The organism is Derxia gummosa DSM 723 (assembly GCF_000482785.1).
Classification (GTDB): Bacteria; Pseudomonadota; Gammaproteobacteria; order Burkholderiales; family Burkholderiaceae_E; genus Derxia; species Derxia gummosa.
The window spans coordinates 141,839-157,544 of sequence record NZ_AXWS01000015.1 but is presented as its reverse complement, the minus strand read 5'-3'; the positions used below and the strand labels follow the sequence as shown (position 1 = coordinate 157,544).

Sequence of the window (15,706 nt, the reverse complement as noted above, 5' to 3'; positions counted from 1 at the left end):
CGGTTGCCAGCCAAGGCCGGCGCTCAAGGCGGTGCCGCAGCCGCGGACACGCGCCGCGCGGCCGCAAGCGGAAGGGCGCCGCCGCCTGATCGAACAGCCGGCGCGATGCGCTCAGGCGTTCGGACGACCGCCACGCTTGAGGCTAGCGACCGGCACCGACGCGATCTCGCCGCCGCCGGGCAGCGGCTCGCGCTTCTGGCGTGGCTCGCCGGCCCAGGCGTGGCCGTACACGACTTCGATCGTGACGGGGATGACGCCGTCGGCGTTGCGCGCGCCGTCGAGCGCGGCGAGGAAGTCGGCGCGCAGCCGGCGTGCGTGCAGGCGCGGCGCGCGCGCGGCGAGCGGATTGCCGGTCAGCGCGCGGAGTTCGGACAACAGGCGCGTCGGATCGGCGTAGGTGAGCGTGATGCGCTCCATGCCCATGACCGGATCGACGAAGCCGCTGTGGACCATGAGATCGCCGAGATCGTGCATGTCGGCGAAGGGCACGAAGGCACGCGGTGCGTCACCGGGCCAGATCGCGCGCAACTCGCGCAGGCTGTCGGGGCCGAGGCAGCTGAACATCAGCGCCGCGCCGGGCCGCGCGATGCGCGACCACTCGCCGACGACGCGGCCGATGTCGGGCGCGTAATGCAGCGCGAGGTTTGACCAGAGCAGGTCGAAGCTGTTGTCGGCGAAGGGCAGGCGCGCGAAGTCGGCCTGCACGAAGCCCGCGCCGGCAAGGCTCGCGGCGCCCGGCCGCGTCGCTGGCACGCGCTGGGCGATGCCGCCCATGCCGACCCGCCCGAGCAGCCGCGCGACGGTGCCACCGAGGCCGGCCGCCTCGCGCGCGCGGACCCGGGCTCGCGCCAGCATGCCGCCCGCGAGATCGACCGCTGTCCAGTCGGCGCGCGGATAGCGCTCGGCCAGCACGCCGAGCGCATGGCCGGTACCGCAACCGAGGTCGATGGCCCGCGTCGGCTCGATGCGCAACGGATCGAGCCGTTCGAGCAACCGTGATTCGACCTCGCGATGGAAGAAGTCGTGGGCATCGAAACCGCGCGCGCGGCGTTCGAACTGGAGGCGGGCGGCCAGCGGGTCGATCAGGCCGGCGTTGGAGCGGGAGGTGGCGGAAGTCATGGCGCGCGATGGTGCCACGCGTGAGGATGGCCGCCCGTCACGGCCCTGCCCCGGCGTGGTCATCCCGGCCGCCCCGGCCATCCCGCCTTCGCCGCCCCCATGCCAGCCGCCGATCCGCCCGCCCTCGCCCGCCACGCCTCGCAGCTGAAGCTGCATTCGCCGCGCATGTTCATGCGCACGCTGGCCGCCGCTGCCTTCGGCAACCGCTGCGTGGCCTGCGACGACCAGGCCGGGGCGCACGGACTGTGCGTACCCTGCCTGCGCTTCGCGCGGCGCATCGAGCGGCGGATCCCACGCTGCGCGGCCTGCGCGGAGGAGATCCGGCCGGGCATGCCGACTGCCCGGAAGCGGCCTCCCGGCGACTTCCGCGCCAACGCAGCCGACGCCGCACCCGACTCGCCCACCGGCATCCCGACCACAGCTGGCCCGACCGCGCTGCCACACCTCGCCGGCCCGTTCTCGGCCCCGCCGCTGTGCCGGCGCTGCGCCGCGAGTGTCCCGCCCTGGGATTTCGCGCTGGTCGGCGCGAGCTATGCGCCGCCCTGGGACGCGATCGACCGCGGCCTCAAGTACGGCGGCCAGCTCGCGCATGCGGCGCCGCTCGCGTTGCTGATCGCGTGCGCGGCGCGTGCCCGCCGCATCGACCTTGCCGGCTGGGTACTGCTGCCGATTCCGCTCGCGCCGTCACGGCTCGCGGCACGCGGCCACAACCAGGCGCGGCAGATCGCCCGCATGCTGGCCGACGCGACCGGCGCGAGCGTGGACAATGGCGCCCTCCTGCGGCGGCGCGACACGCCGGCCATCGCCACGCTCGGCCGCGCGGCCCGCGTCCGGGCCGTGGCCGACGCCTTCGCGCTTGCGCCCGGCGCGCATGCGCGGCTCGCCGGCCGGCGCGTGGCCCTCGTCGACGATGTGCTGACGACAGGCGCGACGCTGGCCGAGGCTGCCCGCGCGCTTGCGCCGCTGCGTCTGCCGGTGCTGGCCGCGATCGCCGCGCTGCGCACGCCGCCGCCCGATTCCGAAGAAGGTTCCTGACATGTTCGATGTGGTGCTCGTCGAGCCCGAAATCCCGCCCAACACCGGCAACGTGATCCGCCTGTGCGCCAACACCGGCGCGCGGCTGCATCTGATCGAGCCGCTCGGCTTCGAACTCGACGACGCGAAGCTGCGGCGCGCCGGGCTCGACTATCACGAGTACGCGCGCGTGCGCACCCATGCCGGCTGGGACGCATTCCTCGCCGCCGTCACGCCCGATCCGGCGCGCATGTTCGCGCTCAGCCGCCATGCCTCGCGGCCGGCGCACTCGCTGACCTTCCAGCCCGGCGACGTGTTCGTGTTCGGCAGCGAATCACGCGGCCTCGCGCCCGGACTGCGCGACCGCTTTCCGCCCGAGCAGCGCCTGCGCCTGCCGATGCAGCCCGGCAACCGCTCGCTCAACCTGTCGAACGCGGTGGCGGTCGTGGTGTTCGAAGCCTGGCGGCAGAACGGCTTCGCGGGCGGCGAATAGCCGGGACGGACGACCGGCGCGAGCGGGCAGTCCCGCAACGCGCTCCACGACCGGCCGCGCCACCGTCGCCATATCGGCCCTGCGTCCCGGGCCATCGCACAAGCGACGACGGCCGGGGCTGGGGCGCCACCGGCCGTCGGGCAGGGTCGGCTCACGCCGTCGCGTGGTCGCAGGCGCTCAGACTTCCTCGGCCGCCGCGCGATGCGCCTCGATCAGCCCGCGCATGACGGCGAGCAGCTCGTCTTCACGGTAGGGCTTGCCGAGATAGGCATTCACGCCCAGTTCGAGCGCGTGGTTGCGGTGCTTGTCGGCCGTGCGCGAGGTGATCATCACGATCGGCACATCGGCGATGCGCGAGTCGGAACGCACGTTGCGCGTGAGGTCGAAGCCGTCCATGCGGGGCATCTCGATGTCCACCAGCATCACGTCCGGGCGGAATTCCTGGAGCTGTTCCAGCGCATCCACGCCGTCCTTGGCGAGCACGACCTGATAGCCCTCGCGCTGGAGCAGACGCTGGGTGACGCGACGCACGGTGATCGAATCGTCCACCACCATCGCGACCGGCAGCGCGGCGAGCGCCGCGTCGGCTGCGCGCGGCCTGACGGCGCGCGGCGCGCCCACCGGCTGGGCAGCCGGTGCCACGCCCGCGACGCTTGCCACCCCGCCAGCCTCGCCAGCGTCCGCCGCATCGACCGGCACGGCACTTTCGACCGACGCCACCGCGTCCGCCCCGACACCGGTCGGCAGGCGCGGCGTGACGCCGAGCCGCTCGACGAGCTGCACCGGATCGATGATGAGCACCACGTCGCCCGAGCCGAGCACGGTCGCGCCGGTGATGCCGACCATCCGCGCGAGCTGCGGACCGATGTTCTTGACGACCACTTCCTGGTTGCCGACGACTTCGTCGACGTGCAGCGCGACGCGCCGGTCGCCCGACTCCAGCGTCATGACCGGTGAATAGCGCTGCGCGATCGCATGGCTGTCGTGATCGCCGAGCAGCGCCGGCAGATACGCGAAATCGGCCGGCTGGCCGCCCACGTCGAGCCGGCCGCTGTTGTAGGCCGCGACGAGCTGGGGCGAGCGCAGCTGCTGCACCAGCCCCACGAGCACCGCCGGAATCGCATGCAGCCGACCGCCCGCGCGCACCAGCACCACCTGGGTGACGGCCAGCGTGAGCGGCAGGCGGATCGTGAAGGTCACGCCCTGGCCCGGATGGTTGTCGATCAGCACCCGGCCGCCGAGCGCGCCGGCTTCGGCGCGCACCACGTCCATGCCGACACCCCGGCCCGCGAGCGAGGTGACCTCGGTCGCGGTCGTGAAGCCGGGCGCGAACACGAGTTCGGCCACCTGGGCGTCGGTGATGGGCGCATCGGCCGCGATCAGGCCCTTGGCGATTGCCTTGGCGCGCACCGCGTTCACGTCGATGCCGGCGCCGTCGTCCTCGAAGGCGAGTTCGACTTCATTGCCGCGCTGGCGCACGGAAATGACGATCGTGCCTGCCTCGGGCTTGCCCGCCGCCACGCGACGCTCGCGCGACTCGATGCCGTGCACGACCGAGTTGCGCAGCAGATGCTCGAACGGCCCCGTCATGCGCTCCAGCACGCCCCGGTCGAGTTCGACCGTCGCGCCGCGCAGTTCGAGGTTGACGCGCTTGCCGACTTCCTTGGCTGACTGGCGCACGACGCGGTACAGCCGCTCGGCCGCGCTGTCGACCGGCACCATGCGCACGCGCATCAGGTCTTCCTGCAATTCGCGCGTGAGGCGGGCCTGGCCGAGCAGGCCCTTGTTGGCGCCGTCCATGCCCTTGACGATGTTCTGCTGGAGCGTCTGCACGTCGCTGACCGACTCGGCCAGCATCCGCGTGAGTTCCTGCAGGCGCGAGAAGCGGTCGAATTCGAGAGGGTCGAAGGAACGGCCGGCTTCCTTTTCGGCCTCCATCCGGCTCGACATCTGGGCTTCGGCGGCGATCTCGATCTCGCGCAACTGGGCGCGCAGGCGATCGACGTTGTCGGTCAGGTCGCCGAGTGCCCCCTTGACGGTGCCGAGGTCGTTCTCGAGCCGCGCGCGGGCGATCGAGACTTCACCGGCGTTGTTGACGAGGCGGTCGAGCAGGTCGGAACGCACCCGCACGAGTGCCTGCTGACGCTGCTGGCGCTGGGCGGCAGCCTGGGCCGCCGCGGCAGGCGCGGACACGGCAACCGGTTGAGCAAGCGCCACGGACGAGGCGACGGGCTGCGCGGGTGGCGGCATTGCGGCCGCGGCCGCAATGGCGTCCGCGCGCGATGCCTCGTCCGACGATGCGAGAACGGCCGCGCCGTCGGCCGAGGCGCCGATGTCGATACCGGCGACAGTCACGGCCCCGGTGTCCGAAGCCACAGGCTCGGCAGCCCCGGAAGGCTGGACCGGCTCCCGGACGTCGTCCGCCTGATAGAGCGGACCGTCGGGATCGGTGAGCGGCGCGACCGGCCAGCGGAAGCTGCTCGGCGCCGGCGCCGGGTCGGGCATCGGCGGCGGCGAGACATCAAGGGTGGCGGCATCCGTGTCGTGCGCGCCGCCATCCGACGAGGCGCCGGCCAGGGCCGTCCCGGCCTCGCGCGGCGCGACGTCGTCCGGCGCCCTCCCGATGCCGGCGACCGCGCCGAATGCGACATGCGAGGCAGGCTCGGTGTCGGACGCGATGGCTTGCGCGTCCCGGTCGTCATCGATTGCATCGCCGGCCGGCGCGGCAAACGCCGCGTTGCCGGGCAGCGGCTCGTCCGGCGCGGTCTCGAACACCGACTCCTCGCCCGACAGTCGCGCGAACTCGGCGTAGGCGTTGTCGAAGCGATGCAGGAGGTCATCGAACAGCTCGGCGGTCGGCGTCTCGCGCGCGGCCTCGGCGCGCGACTCGATGTCGTGGCAGAGCGCGCCGAGCCGCATCGCGCCGGCCATGCGGGCACTGCCCTTGACCGTGTGCAGCGCGCGCAGCACCGCTGCGAGCCTGGCGTCATCGGCCGGCATGTCGATCAGGGCCTGCAAGCCCTGCTCGATGCGCGGCATGTAGTCGCGCCCTTCCTCGATGAAGATGTCGATGAGGTCGGGATCGATCTCGTCGTCGGGCAGCTCGATGTCGTCGGCGCGGGCGCGCGCGGGCTTTTCCTCCTGCTTGGCGGCGCGCGGCGCCGGCGCCGCGCCGGCCGTGGCAATGCCCGGCGGCATGGCCGCGACGACCGAACTCACCACGGACGCGGTGCCGACAGGCCGCGCGATGGCGGGCTGGGCGGCAGCGCCTTCGGGCGAGGCGACCGGCTCGTCGGCAAGCGCGGACAGGTCGAGATCGATGCTGCCGATCGAGCGGCTGAACAGATCCTTGGGCGCGAAGCCGACATGCTGGGTCGCGTCCGGCGCGACACCGTCCACCGGCAGCTCGATGTCGAGCTGGAGGTCGAGATCGGCGCCGAAATCGTCGAGCCGGGTCTCGGCCGAACGGATGGCCGGCGTGCGTTCGCCGGCATCCGCGATTTCGTTCCAGCGCAGCGCCAGTTCGTGCACGCGCGCGATCAGCGCAGGCTCGGCGTCGGGATGCACGCCGGCGGCGAAGCGGTGAAGCATGGCCGCGAGGCCGTCCAGCGCCGCTTCGAGCGTGTCGAACTCGGCACTGACGGGCACGATGTGACCGCGCCGCGCGGCCTGGAGCAGCTTCTCGACGCAACCCGCGAGTTCATGCACCGGAATCAGCCCGGCGGTGGCCGAGCAGCCGGCCAGCGAATGCGCGCTGCGCACCGCCGGCTCCTGCAGACGACCGTCGGGGAAATGGCGCCAGCGCTCGGCTTCCTGCTGGAGGATGCGCAGGCAGTCGTCGGCCTCGGCGAGGTAGATCTCGTAGAGCTGGGTCGGAATGACGAGCGGACCGATGCGGCGCTCGTCGGGATTGACCGCCGGTGGCTCGGCGTCGGCGACAGGCTCGGGCAAGGCGAGATCGGTGCCATCGGCATCGGCCGTGTCGAGCGGCAGCAACGGGTCGAGATCGGTCTGGAGCAGGCTAACTTCCTGGGCGTGCCGCGCCTCGGCCTCGGCGAAGTCGTCGAAGCCGGCGCTCGGCGGGTCGGGTTCGGTCGTTGCCGGGTCGGCGGGATCGTCGGCCGCGGGCAGCGGTGCGTTCGGCATCGCGGCTTCGACCGGAAGCGCCGCTTCGGGCGTGGGCGTGCTGTCGTCCGGCGCCGGGGCATCGACCGGCGCTGTGTCGTCGTGGAGATGCGCCTCGGTAGCCGGGCAGGCGCCGTCGGGGATCTGCGCGTCGCCGTCGGGCGTCGGCATGCCGACGGCGCCGGACGCGCCGTCGGCCGGCGGGTCGGTGGTCAGGGTCACCTCGTCGGTCGCGGCCTGCGGCGCCGCCTCGTGCTGCGCGGCCTCGACCGGCAGATCGACGCCCGGCTCGTGCGCCATGCCGCGCACGAGGGAGCTGCCGGCCAGGAAGCCGGTGGGCAGGTCGAGCAGTTCGCCCGGTTCGGGCGGCGTGCTGAGCAGTGCTTCGAGATCGGGCGACAGACGCGCGGCGGGAAGCTCGGGCAATGTGCCGGCGACATCCACGGGCGCGGCGAGGGGGGCGTCGGCCGGAGGCGGCGCGAGCCCGCTGTCGGCCGGCGCATCGCCAGTCTCGGCCGTCAGTGCCGGCCCGATCTCGTCGCGGAAGCGGAAACCGGGGTAGAGCCCGTCGTCGTTCTTGAAATCGGGGTCGAAGCTCGGTTCGTGGTCATACGGCGGCGCCGGGTAAACAGGTGAGTCAGGCGCCGCGAAGGTGTTCTCACCGGTCAAAAAAAAATGTTCTCCCGCCCGCACCCGGTCGGCTGCCGCGATGAGCCGGTCGGGCTGCACCGCGTGCACCTGCCCGGCTGCGATCTGGTCGATCCAGCTGCCCATCTGGCGATGGGCGGCGTGCGTGAGACCGAACAGCGCCGGGTCGCCCGGGCGTTCCTCGGCCAGCCAGAGGTTGTAGACCTGCTCCATCGCCCAGCCGGCCTCGCCGAACTGGCGCAAACCGACCATGCGGCTCGATCCCTTGAGCGTGTGGAAGCTGCGCCTCAGCGTGGTCAGGTTGCCCTGGTGGCCCGGATCGCCCTTGCAGCGACCAAGCGCGGCGTCGATGGTGTCGAGCACCTCGCGCGCCTCGCCCAGGAAGATGTCGAGCAGCTCGGCGTCGATGGTCTCGTCGTCGGCGGCCGCGAGCGCGAGCGTCGCGGCGTCCGGCGCTGCGACCGTGGCCGGCGCGCTGTCGATGTCGAGCCCGGCGAGCGCGAGGCCAAGCGCCTCGATCGAGCCTTCGGGGCCGAGCTGGCCCGCGAGCGCGATCGCGTTGGCGGCGGCGGTCTGAAGCCGTGCGTCGTCGACGAGGTCGGCGTCCTGGCGGATCTGGGTGAGCAGGCCGCGCAGTTCGGCGGCACGCGCTGCGTCGTCGGGAGCGGCGCGCAGGCGGTCGAAGGCGGCGCGCGCGCCGGCGATGCAGTCGCGCAGCTCGTTCTCGACGCTCGCATGGGCGCCGTCGATGCCGGCCTCGCCCTCCTCGGGCGGCGCGGCGGCTTCGACCACCTCCACCACCTCGGTCAGCTCGGCGAAGGGCTCGTCGGGGGCGAGCGGCGCGAGCGTGACCTCGGCCGGCTGCTCGGTCGGCGCCTCGGGCCGGATGTGCAGCGGCGGCGGCACGGTCTCGGTCAGGCCGCGACGCGGCGTCTCGACGCCCTTGACGCGCCAGCCGCCGCGCTCGGGATCGCGCTCGAGTTCGGGATGCGGCGCGCCGGTCGGCTGGCGCAGCGAATCGACCACGAAACCGAGCGCGCCGAAGGTCTGGGCCACGCGGTCGAATTCGGCCGGATCGGCCTCGACGGTGGGATCGGCAAAGCGCTCGATCGCGGCGCGGCAGTCTTCCATCGCCTGGTGCGCGGTCTCGTGATCCAGCAGGGCGAGCGCGCCGGCGCTCTGGGCCAGCAGCGCGGCGCAGTTGCCGAGACCATCGCGGCGCGACGGGTCGCGGAAGAAGGCGTCGAGCGCCTGCTCGATCGCGCGCAGGTTGGTCTGGATCTCGTTGACGAGCGTCGCCATCGTCGAGCGCTCGTGCGCCTCGCGCGACAGCTCGGCCAGCCATGCGACCGATTCGGTGCTCGGCTCGCCGGCGAGCGCATGGCGCAGGCGCGCGGCGATCGTGTCGGCGCGCTCGGCGTACTCGGGGCTCAGGCGGTTGAAGGTGTCGAGCCCGTGTTCGAGGAAGAGGATGGCGGTCGCGGTTTCGATCGCGAGGTCGGCCGTGGCGACGCCGGGCGCGGCGGCACAGGTCTCGGCCACGCCGGTGACGGCGGCCGACACGGTGGCGATGCCCGGCTCGCCCAGCTCGCCGGCCAGCTCGCCGAACATGCGAGCCTGGCGCAACAGGCTCTCGGCCTCGGCGGCCTTGCCACCGACATAGCGGTCCCACGAGGAGCGCACGGCGCCGAGCTGCTCCTTGGCGCGCTTGACGACGCGCGCATCGACTCGGCCGTAATGGGCATGCTCGTAGTCGCGCGGGACGCTGGCGAGACGGAAAGTATTGCGCACGCGCGCGATCTCGGGCGAGGGCGAGTCCGACGCCGACAGATGGAACAGCGCGTCGGCCAGCAGCCGCTCGGCCAGCGCCGGCTGGCCGTTTACGGCGCGGCGCATCTGCATGTTCACGCGCGCGGCCAGCCGCTTGAGGTGGAGGTCGGACGGCGCGACGCTGCCGTCGGCGATGCCTTCGCACAGCGCATGCAGCACGGTCCAGAAGGAGCGCGCCGCGCCCGGCGTCTGCGCAGCGCGGAAGTTGCGCACCGCCCGGCCCATCTCGGCCGCGGCGGAGGCCGGGTCGATGTTGCGCAGCAGCTTGAGCAGGCCACGCTCGTAGCTCGCGCGGGCCGGCGCGAGCCGCGCCGGCTCGTCCACCGGCTCGCAGGCATCGTCGTCGAGCACGCGCTCGGCAAGGTTGGGGAAGAACAGGTCGGCCGGATGCGCGCGGTCGATGCCGACCAGCGCCGCGAGGTCGCGGTATTGCGGATAGAGCCGCACCGGCTGATGCGGCTGGCCCGCGAGCAGGTCGTCAAGATATTCGACCAGCCCGTGGAAGGCGCTGTCGATGATCGCGACGTTGGCCTCGGTGCACAGCTCGGGCGCGTCGGTGAAGCGGTCGAAGGCGCGCTCGCCGAGCGCGGTGATCTGCGACACGCCATCGAGATCGACCATCTGCAGCGCGCCATGCGCCTGGTGCAGATGCGTGCGGGCCATGCGCAGCGGCGTGGCTTCATCGGGATGCGACGCGAAATTGCGCAGTCCGGTCAGCGACGAATCGAGCGCCTGCCGGACCTCGTCGATGACCCAGGACAGCGGACCGGTGTCGATCCCCGTCGGGACGTTGGCCGTCGTCATGCACTCACTCCTAGATGAAAACGGCGATCAGGCCACGCGGAAGCGCGCGACCGAATTCTTGAGTTCCTTGGCCAGCGCGGCGAGTTCGCGGATCGAGCGCGCCGTCTGCTCGGTACCGAGCGAGGTCTGCTCCGTCACCGCCAGGATTCGCTCGATGCTGCGCGCCACGCTGCCGGCCGAACCGGCCTGCTCGGACGTGGTGGTCGAGATGCGCTCGATCAGCTCCGCCAGCGTGCGCGAGACCTCGCCGATGCCTTCCAGCGAGCGACCCGCGTCATCCGACAGCCGGGCCCCTTCCACCACACCCGCCGTCGACTTCTCCATGGCCGCCACCGCGTCCTGGGTGTCGGTCTGGATGGTTCGGATGAGCGCCGCGATCTGCTTGGCCGCCTCGCCGGAGCGTTCGGCCAGCCGCTGCACTTCTTCCGCAACCACCGAGAAGCCCCGGCCCGCCTCGCCCGCCGACGCGGCCTGGATGGCGGCGTTAAGCGCCAGCACGTTCGTCTGCTCGGTAATGTCGGTAATCAGTTCGACGATTTCACCGATTTCCTGCGACGACTCGCCCAGCCGCTTGATGCGCTTGGAGGTTTCCTGGATCTGCTCGCGGATTTCGTTCATGCCCGAGATCGCGTTCTGCACCGCGAGCCGGCCATCGGCCGCCGCCTTCAGCGATTGCCGCGCCACCTCGGCCGACTCGGCCGCCGACGACGACACTTCCTGAATCTGCTGCGCCATCAGCAGGACCGACTCGCCGGTCTCGCGGATCTCGCGCGACTGCGACTCCGACGCGGTCAGCAGCGCCTGCGAGCGCTGGGCCGCCTGGCTCGATGCGTTCGCCACCTGCTCGGCGGCGTTGTTGATCCGGCCGACGAGGTTTCGCAGTTCTTCAACCGTGTAGTTGACCGAGTCGGCGATGGCGCCGGTGATGTCTTCCGACACGGTTGCCTGCACGGTCAGGTCGCCGTCGGCCACCTCCTGCAGTTCGTTCATGAGCCGGAGAATCGCCGCCTGATTCTGGTCGTTGACGCGCTTCATCTCCTGCTCCTGCCGTTCGGCCTGTTCGCGGCGGGATTCCGCCTCGACCGCACGGCGCTGGCTGTCGTCGATGAAGGTCTTGCCGAGCGCGATGCCCAGGCCGACGACGAGCGCGCCGCTGACCAGGATGATCAGGAAGTCGACCTTGCGGCTCGAGTCCTCCGACAGGTAGGCCGAGCGCAATTCGAGCAGCGCGTCCTTCACCGCTTCGGACGACGCCTCGATGTGCACCGCCATCTGGTGTACTTCCTGGATGCGCTTGTCCTGCTCGGGACTCATGAGGCCGCTGAGCGAGGTGCGGAAGCCGGTCACGATCGTGCGCAGGCGCGCGACGGTGGCCTTGGTGTCGGGATCGTCGCCGCTGCGGTCGAGCGCATCGATCGCGTCGGACATCGCGTTGAGCTGGCCGTCGAGCTTGCCGATGGATGCGGGGTCGGCATCGATCTCGGCGAAGTCGCCGCGCATCAGCATGCCGATCGTGCGCGACACCTCGGTCGACGCGATCGCGAGCTGGAAGCTGGGCAGGTAGTCGCGCGCGCCCGGGCCGTGCGAGCGCGCCTTGGCCACCTGGCGATCGACCAGGTTCAGCAGATCGCGCTCGGCGTTGAGCGTGGCGTCATGCACGCTGGCTTGCAGGCCGATGAGGGATTCGGCCTCGGCCAGACGGGTCGCGGCCACGTCGCTCGGCTCCCAGAGCTTGGCGAGTTTCTCGTAGCTCGCCAGCGCGTCGCCGGAAGTCGAGTTGCGCAGTTCGGCCAGGCTGCGCTGCACCGTGCCGTGGGCATCGCGGAAGATGTCGTAGGCGACTTGCGAACCCGACACCGCGTCATTCGCCACGCGCGCCATGCGCTGGGTGTGCATGAGCAGCGAACCGACCACGTCGATCTGGCGGCTCAGCCGGTTGGCGACGCTGAAGTCATAGGCCAGCGTCGCGGTACCCACGACGGCCGCGGCCGCCAGCGCGCCGATCATCCAGCGCGTGTCGGCACCGCCGCGCGTGCCCGGCAGGCCATCGGTGCCACCCAGTGAACCCGGTGCCGCCTCGGGACGCGCGAGCCGCCCCGCAAGTCCCGCCGGCAGACGCAATTCAGGGAATCTGAATGCCATGACCCTCTCCTGTATTCCCGCCCGTCACCGGGCCGGCTGATCGAATTTGGAATGAATGTGAAGTGCTGCGATTCGATTCATATCGCCGAGATGTGCAGGAAGCGCCCATCGTTGGCGAGCGCGGCGAGGCTCAGTTCGCGCCAGCTGCGCTGCTGGTCGTCGGTCCACACCGCGGGACTGGCAGCGCCATCGGCGCCAGCGGCTTCGGTGCGGGTCCAGCCGACGGTGCTGTGCAGGCCGAGCATGCGACTGACGAGCAGCGCCGCGTTGATGTCGAGTGAATTGCCGAACACGAGGCAGCGGCTGTCGCGGTCGACCTGGGTGGGCGCGCCCCCCAGGAAGCGCGAGAAGTCGATGACGCTCAGCAGGTTGCCGCGCACGTTGGTGAGCCCGCGGAACCACGGCAGCGTGTGCGGCACCGGCACGATGGCAGGCACCGGCACGATCTCGCCCGCCTCCGTCAGGTCGATGAGCCAGCGCTCGTCGTTGATGCCGATGCCCAGATGGGAGCTGCCGACCGCGGCGGTCTTGGCACGGGCCAGCCGCTCGGTCAGTTCGGCCTGGAATTCGCGCAGGCGGGTGCGGGGCTCGTTGCGTGCCATGGAGTGCGTCAGCCGAGGGCCGCGATCTTGGAGAGCAGTTCGTCGGCGTTGATCGGCTTGGTGACGTAGTCACGCGCGCCTTGGCGCATGCCCCAGATTTTGTCGGTTTCCTGGTTCTTGCTCGTGCACATGATCACGGGGATGTGCCCGAGATCGGTGTCGCGCGTGATCTGGCGCGTGACCTGGAAGCCGTTGACGCCGGGCATCACCACATCCATCAGGATGAGGTCGGGGCGCTGCTCGCGCGCGCGGCTCACAGCCTCCTCGCCGCTGTCGGCGGTGACGACGACGAAGCCGGCCTTGGTGAGCAGATCGGCGAGATAGAAGCGCTCGGTGGGCGAGTCATCGACAACGAGGACTTTCTTGATCGCCATGGAATGTGTCTCCGGGGAATGAAGCCTCAGTCGCGGCCCGAGTGGGCACGTACCGTCTTGAGCAGGCTGTCCTTGGTGAAGGGCTTGGTGAGGTACTCATCCGAGCCGACCAGTCGCCCCCGGGCTCGATCGAACAGGCCGTCCTTGGACGACAGCATGATCACCGGCGTGTTGTGGAACTTCGGGCTCTTCTTGATGAGCGCGCAGGTCTGGTAGCCGTCGAGCCGCGGCATGAGGATGTCGCAGAAGATGAGATCGGGGACGTGGTCGCTGATCTTGGCGAGCGCGTCGAAGCCGTCTTCGGCCAGGATCACCTGGCAGCCGGCCTGGACGAGAAAGATTTCTGCGCTGCGTCGAATCGTGCTGGAGTCATCGATCACCATGACCTTGATGCCGGCCAGCGGGGAGTCTTGAGTCATCGGATAAGCCTGATCCGCATCGCCGCAGCCGACGATGCCTGGGGGAAAACGATTCTAGTGGCGGGCCATCGCTCTAGTGTCGTGCCCGATTGCCCGAATGTGCAATCGCACGCGCCTGCGACCTGCCAATCCCGTGAGTTTTGTTATTTCTCAAAACTCGGTCATCTCGAAATCTTCCTTGCGCGCACCGCATTCGGGGCAGGTCCAGTTGGGCGGGACGTCTTCCCAGCGGGTGCCGGCGGGGATGCCCTCTTCGGGCGCTCCGGCTGCTTCGTCATAGATCCAGCCGCAGATCAGGCACATCCAGGTCTTCATGTTTGTGGGGAGTAGTGGAACTTCAGGAACAGGGTTGCGACCCCGCCATGCACCGGGGCGCGGGCGGGTGAGTCGCTAGAATCGGTCGGGCCGGGCGGGTCGCCGGCTTTCGGTTGCCATGCGCCGGCCGACCCGACCAGCGCGCATTCTGCCCGGTCCCTGCCCGGAACTCTTCATGACCGACGCCACTTCTCCTCCCCTCATCCTCACCTTTGCCGCGACCGACCCGACCTCGGGCGCCGGCCTCCAGGCCGACCTGCTCACCTTTGCCGCGATGGGCTGCCACGGGCTGTCCATCGTCACCGGCGTGACCGTGCAGGACACGGCCGGCGTGGAGGGCATGTTCGTGATGGACGCCGAGTGGGTGGAAGACCAGGCTCGGCTGCTGCTCGAGGACATGCGCATCTCCGCGATCAAGGTGGGCGTGCTCGGCTCGGCCGAGAACGTGCAGGTGGTGGCCGAGATCGCCTCCGACTATCCCGACCTGCCGCTCATCCTCGACCCGGTGCTGGCGTCGGGGCGTGGCGATCCGCTCGGCGACGAAGACCTGCTCGGCGCGATGTGCGAACTGCTGCTGCCGCAGACGCTGATCATCACGCCCAACAGCCTGGAGGCGCGCCGCCTCGCCTACCACGACGAGGAGCCCGACACCGACCCCGAGCTGCACGACTGCGCCACTCGCCTGCTGGAGATGGGTGCCGAGAACGTGCTGATCACCGGCACCCACGAGGGCACGGCGAGCGTCATCAACAAGCTCTACGGCGTCGCCGGCCTCATCCGTAGTGATGAATGGGACCGCCTGCCGGGCAGCTATCACGGCTCGGGCTGCACTCTGGCCTCGGCCATCGCGGCGCTGCTCGGTCAGGGCATGGCACTGACCGACGCGGTGCGCGAAGCCCAGGAATTCACCTGGGCGACGCTCGCGGGCGGCTTCCGGCCGGGCATGGGACAGGCGATCCCGGACCGCTTCTTCTGGGCCCGCATGGGCGAAGACGAGGCTGGGCAATGAGCGGCTTGCCGGATGGCGTCGCGAGCGGCGCCCTCGCCACGCCCGCCAGCGCCTTCGCCGGCGTAATCCCGGCCGACGCCGCGCGCATCGCGCTACGCCCGCGCCTGCGTGGCCTCTACGCCGTCACGCCTGAATCGCTGCGCGGCGCCGACCTGCTCGCCGCGACCGCCGCCGCCATCGCGGGCGGCGCGACCGTCGTGCAATACCGCGCCAAGCATGACGACGCCGACCAGCGCCGCGCCGATGCCCACGCCCTCGCCGCGCTGTGCCGCCGCGCGGGCGCCCTCTTCTTCGTGAACGACGCGCCCGAACTGGCAATTGCCGTCGGCGCCGACGGCGTCCATCTCGGCCGCGACGACGGCCCGATCGCCGAGCTGCGCGCCGCGCATCCCGGCCTGCTCATCGGCGCCAGCTGCTACGACGAGCCCGAGCGCGCCCGCGCCGCCGCCGAGGCCGGCGCCGACTACCTCGCCTTCGGCGCCGTGTTCACCTCATCGACCAAGCCGGCCGCCGTGCGCGCGCCGCTCGCGCTGTTTGAACAGGCGCGCGCCCTCGGCCTGCCGCTCGCGGCCATCGGCGGCATCGCGCTCGACAACGCGCCGCGGGTGATCGCGGCCGGCGCCGACATGCTCGCCGTGGTGAGCGACCTGTTTGCCGCGCCCGACATCCGCGCGCGCGCCGCCGAGTTCGCGGCGCTGTGGAAATGAGTTGACGCGGCAGGCGACGAGCAGCGGCGACCGCCGCCGCATCCCGCCCCCAAGCAAATGATTCCGGCGGCCCGCGCCGCCCCAAATTCAAGAACACCCGCCGGC

General features: G+C 71.2%; 11 protein-coding genes. 4 read left to right on the top strand and 7 right to left on the bottom strand.

Annotated features, from left to right (window positions below; translation table 11 throughout):
* Window positions 1–111 precede the first annotated feature (111 nt).
* On the bottom strand, window positions 112–1,119 hold the full coding sequence (locus H566_RS29495; protein WP_051378871.1) for a methyltransferase domain-containing protein: 1,008 nt from the start codon (window positions 1,117–1,119) through the stop codon (window positions 112–114).
* A 99-nt stretch (window positions 1,120–1,218) separates the two neighbouring features.
* Between H566_RS29495 and H566_RS29490 the strand changes: the two genes are divergently transcribed.
* Both H566_RS29490 and H566_RS0116155 read left to right on the top strand, forming a co-directional pair.
* Window positions 1,219–2,154 (top strand): ComF family protein, encoded by a 936-nt coding sequence (locus H566_RS29490; RefSeq protein WP_051378870.1) that lies wholly within the window; start codon window positions 1,219–1,221, stop codon window positions 2,152–2,154.
* A gap of 1 nt (window position 2,155) precedes the next feature.
* Window positions 2,156–2,626 carry a tRNA (cytidine(34)-2'-O)-methyltransferase gene (locus H566_RS0116155; protein ID WP_028312244.1) on the top strand — a complete coding sequence of 157 codons (471 nt, stop codon included), beginning with the start codon at window positions 2,156–2,158 and terminating at the stop codon, window positions 2,624–2,626.
* A gap of 177 nt (window positions 2,627–2,803) precedes the next feature.
* On the opposite strand, the gene H566_RS29485 is transcribed toward H566_RS0116155, so the two are convergent.
* From H566_RS29485 to H566_RS0116125, 6 genes are all read right to left on the bottom strand, one after another.
* Window positions 2,804–10,033: an Hpt domain-containing protein gene (locus tag H566_RS29485; protein WP_051378869.1), complete on the bottom strand. Its 7,230-nt coding sequence runs from the start codon at window positions 10,031–10,033 to the stop codon at window positions 2,804–2,806.
* A 27-nt stretch (window positions 10,034–10,060) separates the two neighbouring features.
* Window positions 10,061–12,175 (bottom strand): methyl-accepting chemotaxis protein, encoded by a 2,115-nt coding sequence (locus H566_RS25755; RefSeq protein WP_156924466.1) that lies wholly within the window; start codon window positions 12,173–12,175, stop codon window positions 10,061–10,063.
* A gap of 77 nt (window positions 12,176–12,252) precedes the next feature.
* Window positions 12,253–12,777, bottom strand: coding sequence for a chemotaxis protein CheW (locus H566_RS0116140; RefSeq protein ID WP_028312243.1), 525 nt, complete (start codon window positions 12,775–12,777; stop codon window positions 12,253–12,255).
* An 8-nt stretch (window positions 12,778–12,785) separates the two neighbouring features.
* Window positions 12,786–13,151, bottom strand: coding sequence for a response regulator transcription factor (locus tag H566_RS0116135; RefSeq protein ID WP_028312242.1), 366 nt, complete (start codon window positions 13,149–13,151; stop codon window positions 12,786–12,788).
* 26 nt (window positions 13,152–13,177) lie between these two features.
* Window positions 13,178–13,570 carry a response regulator gene (locus H566_RS0116130; protein WP_028312241.1) on the bottom strand — a complete coding sequence of 131 codons (393 nt, stop codon included), beginning with the start codon at window positions 13,568–13,570 and terminating at the stop codon, window positions 13,178–13,180.
* A 150-nt stretch (window positions 13,571–13,720) separates the two neighbouring features.
* The gene (locus H566_RS0116125; RefSeq protein WP_028312240.1) at window positions 13,721–13,885 is read right to left on the bottom strand and encodes a rubredoxin; all 165 of its coding nucleotides are present in this window, start codon (window positions 13,883–13,885) and stop codon (window positions 13,721–13,723) included.
* A 175-nt stretch (window positions 13,886–14,060) separates the two neighbouring features.
* On the opposite strand from H566_RS0116125, the gene thiD reads away from it, so the two are divergent.
* On the top strand, window positions 14,061–14,894 hold the full coding sequence (gene thiD, locus H566_RS0116120; protein ID WP_028312239.1) for a bifunctional hydroxymethylpyrimidine kinase/phosphomethylpyrimidine kinase: 834 nt from the start codon (window positions 14,061–14,063) through the stop codon (window positions 14,892–14,894).
* Window positions 14,891–15,601: a thiamine phosphate synthase gene (thiE, locus tag H566_RS0116115; RefSeq protein ID WP_084545193.1), complete on the top strand. Its 711-nt coding sequence runs from the start codon at window positions 14,891–14,893 to the stop codon at window positions 15,599–15,601. The genes thiD and thiE overlap by 4 nt, the downstream gene beginning before the upstream one ends.
* Window positions 15,602–15,706: the final 105 nt, after the last annotated feature.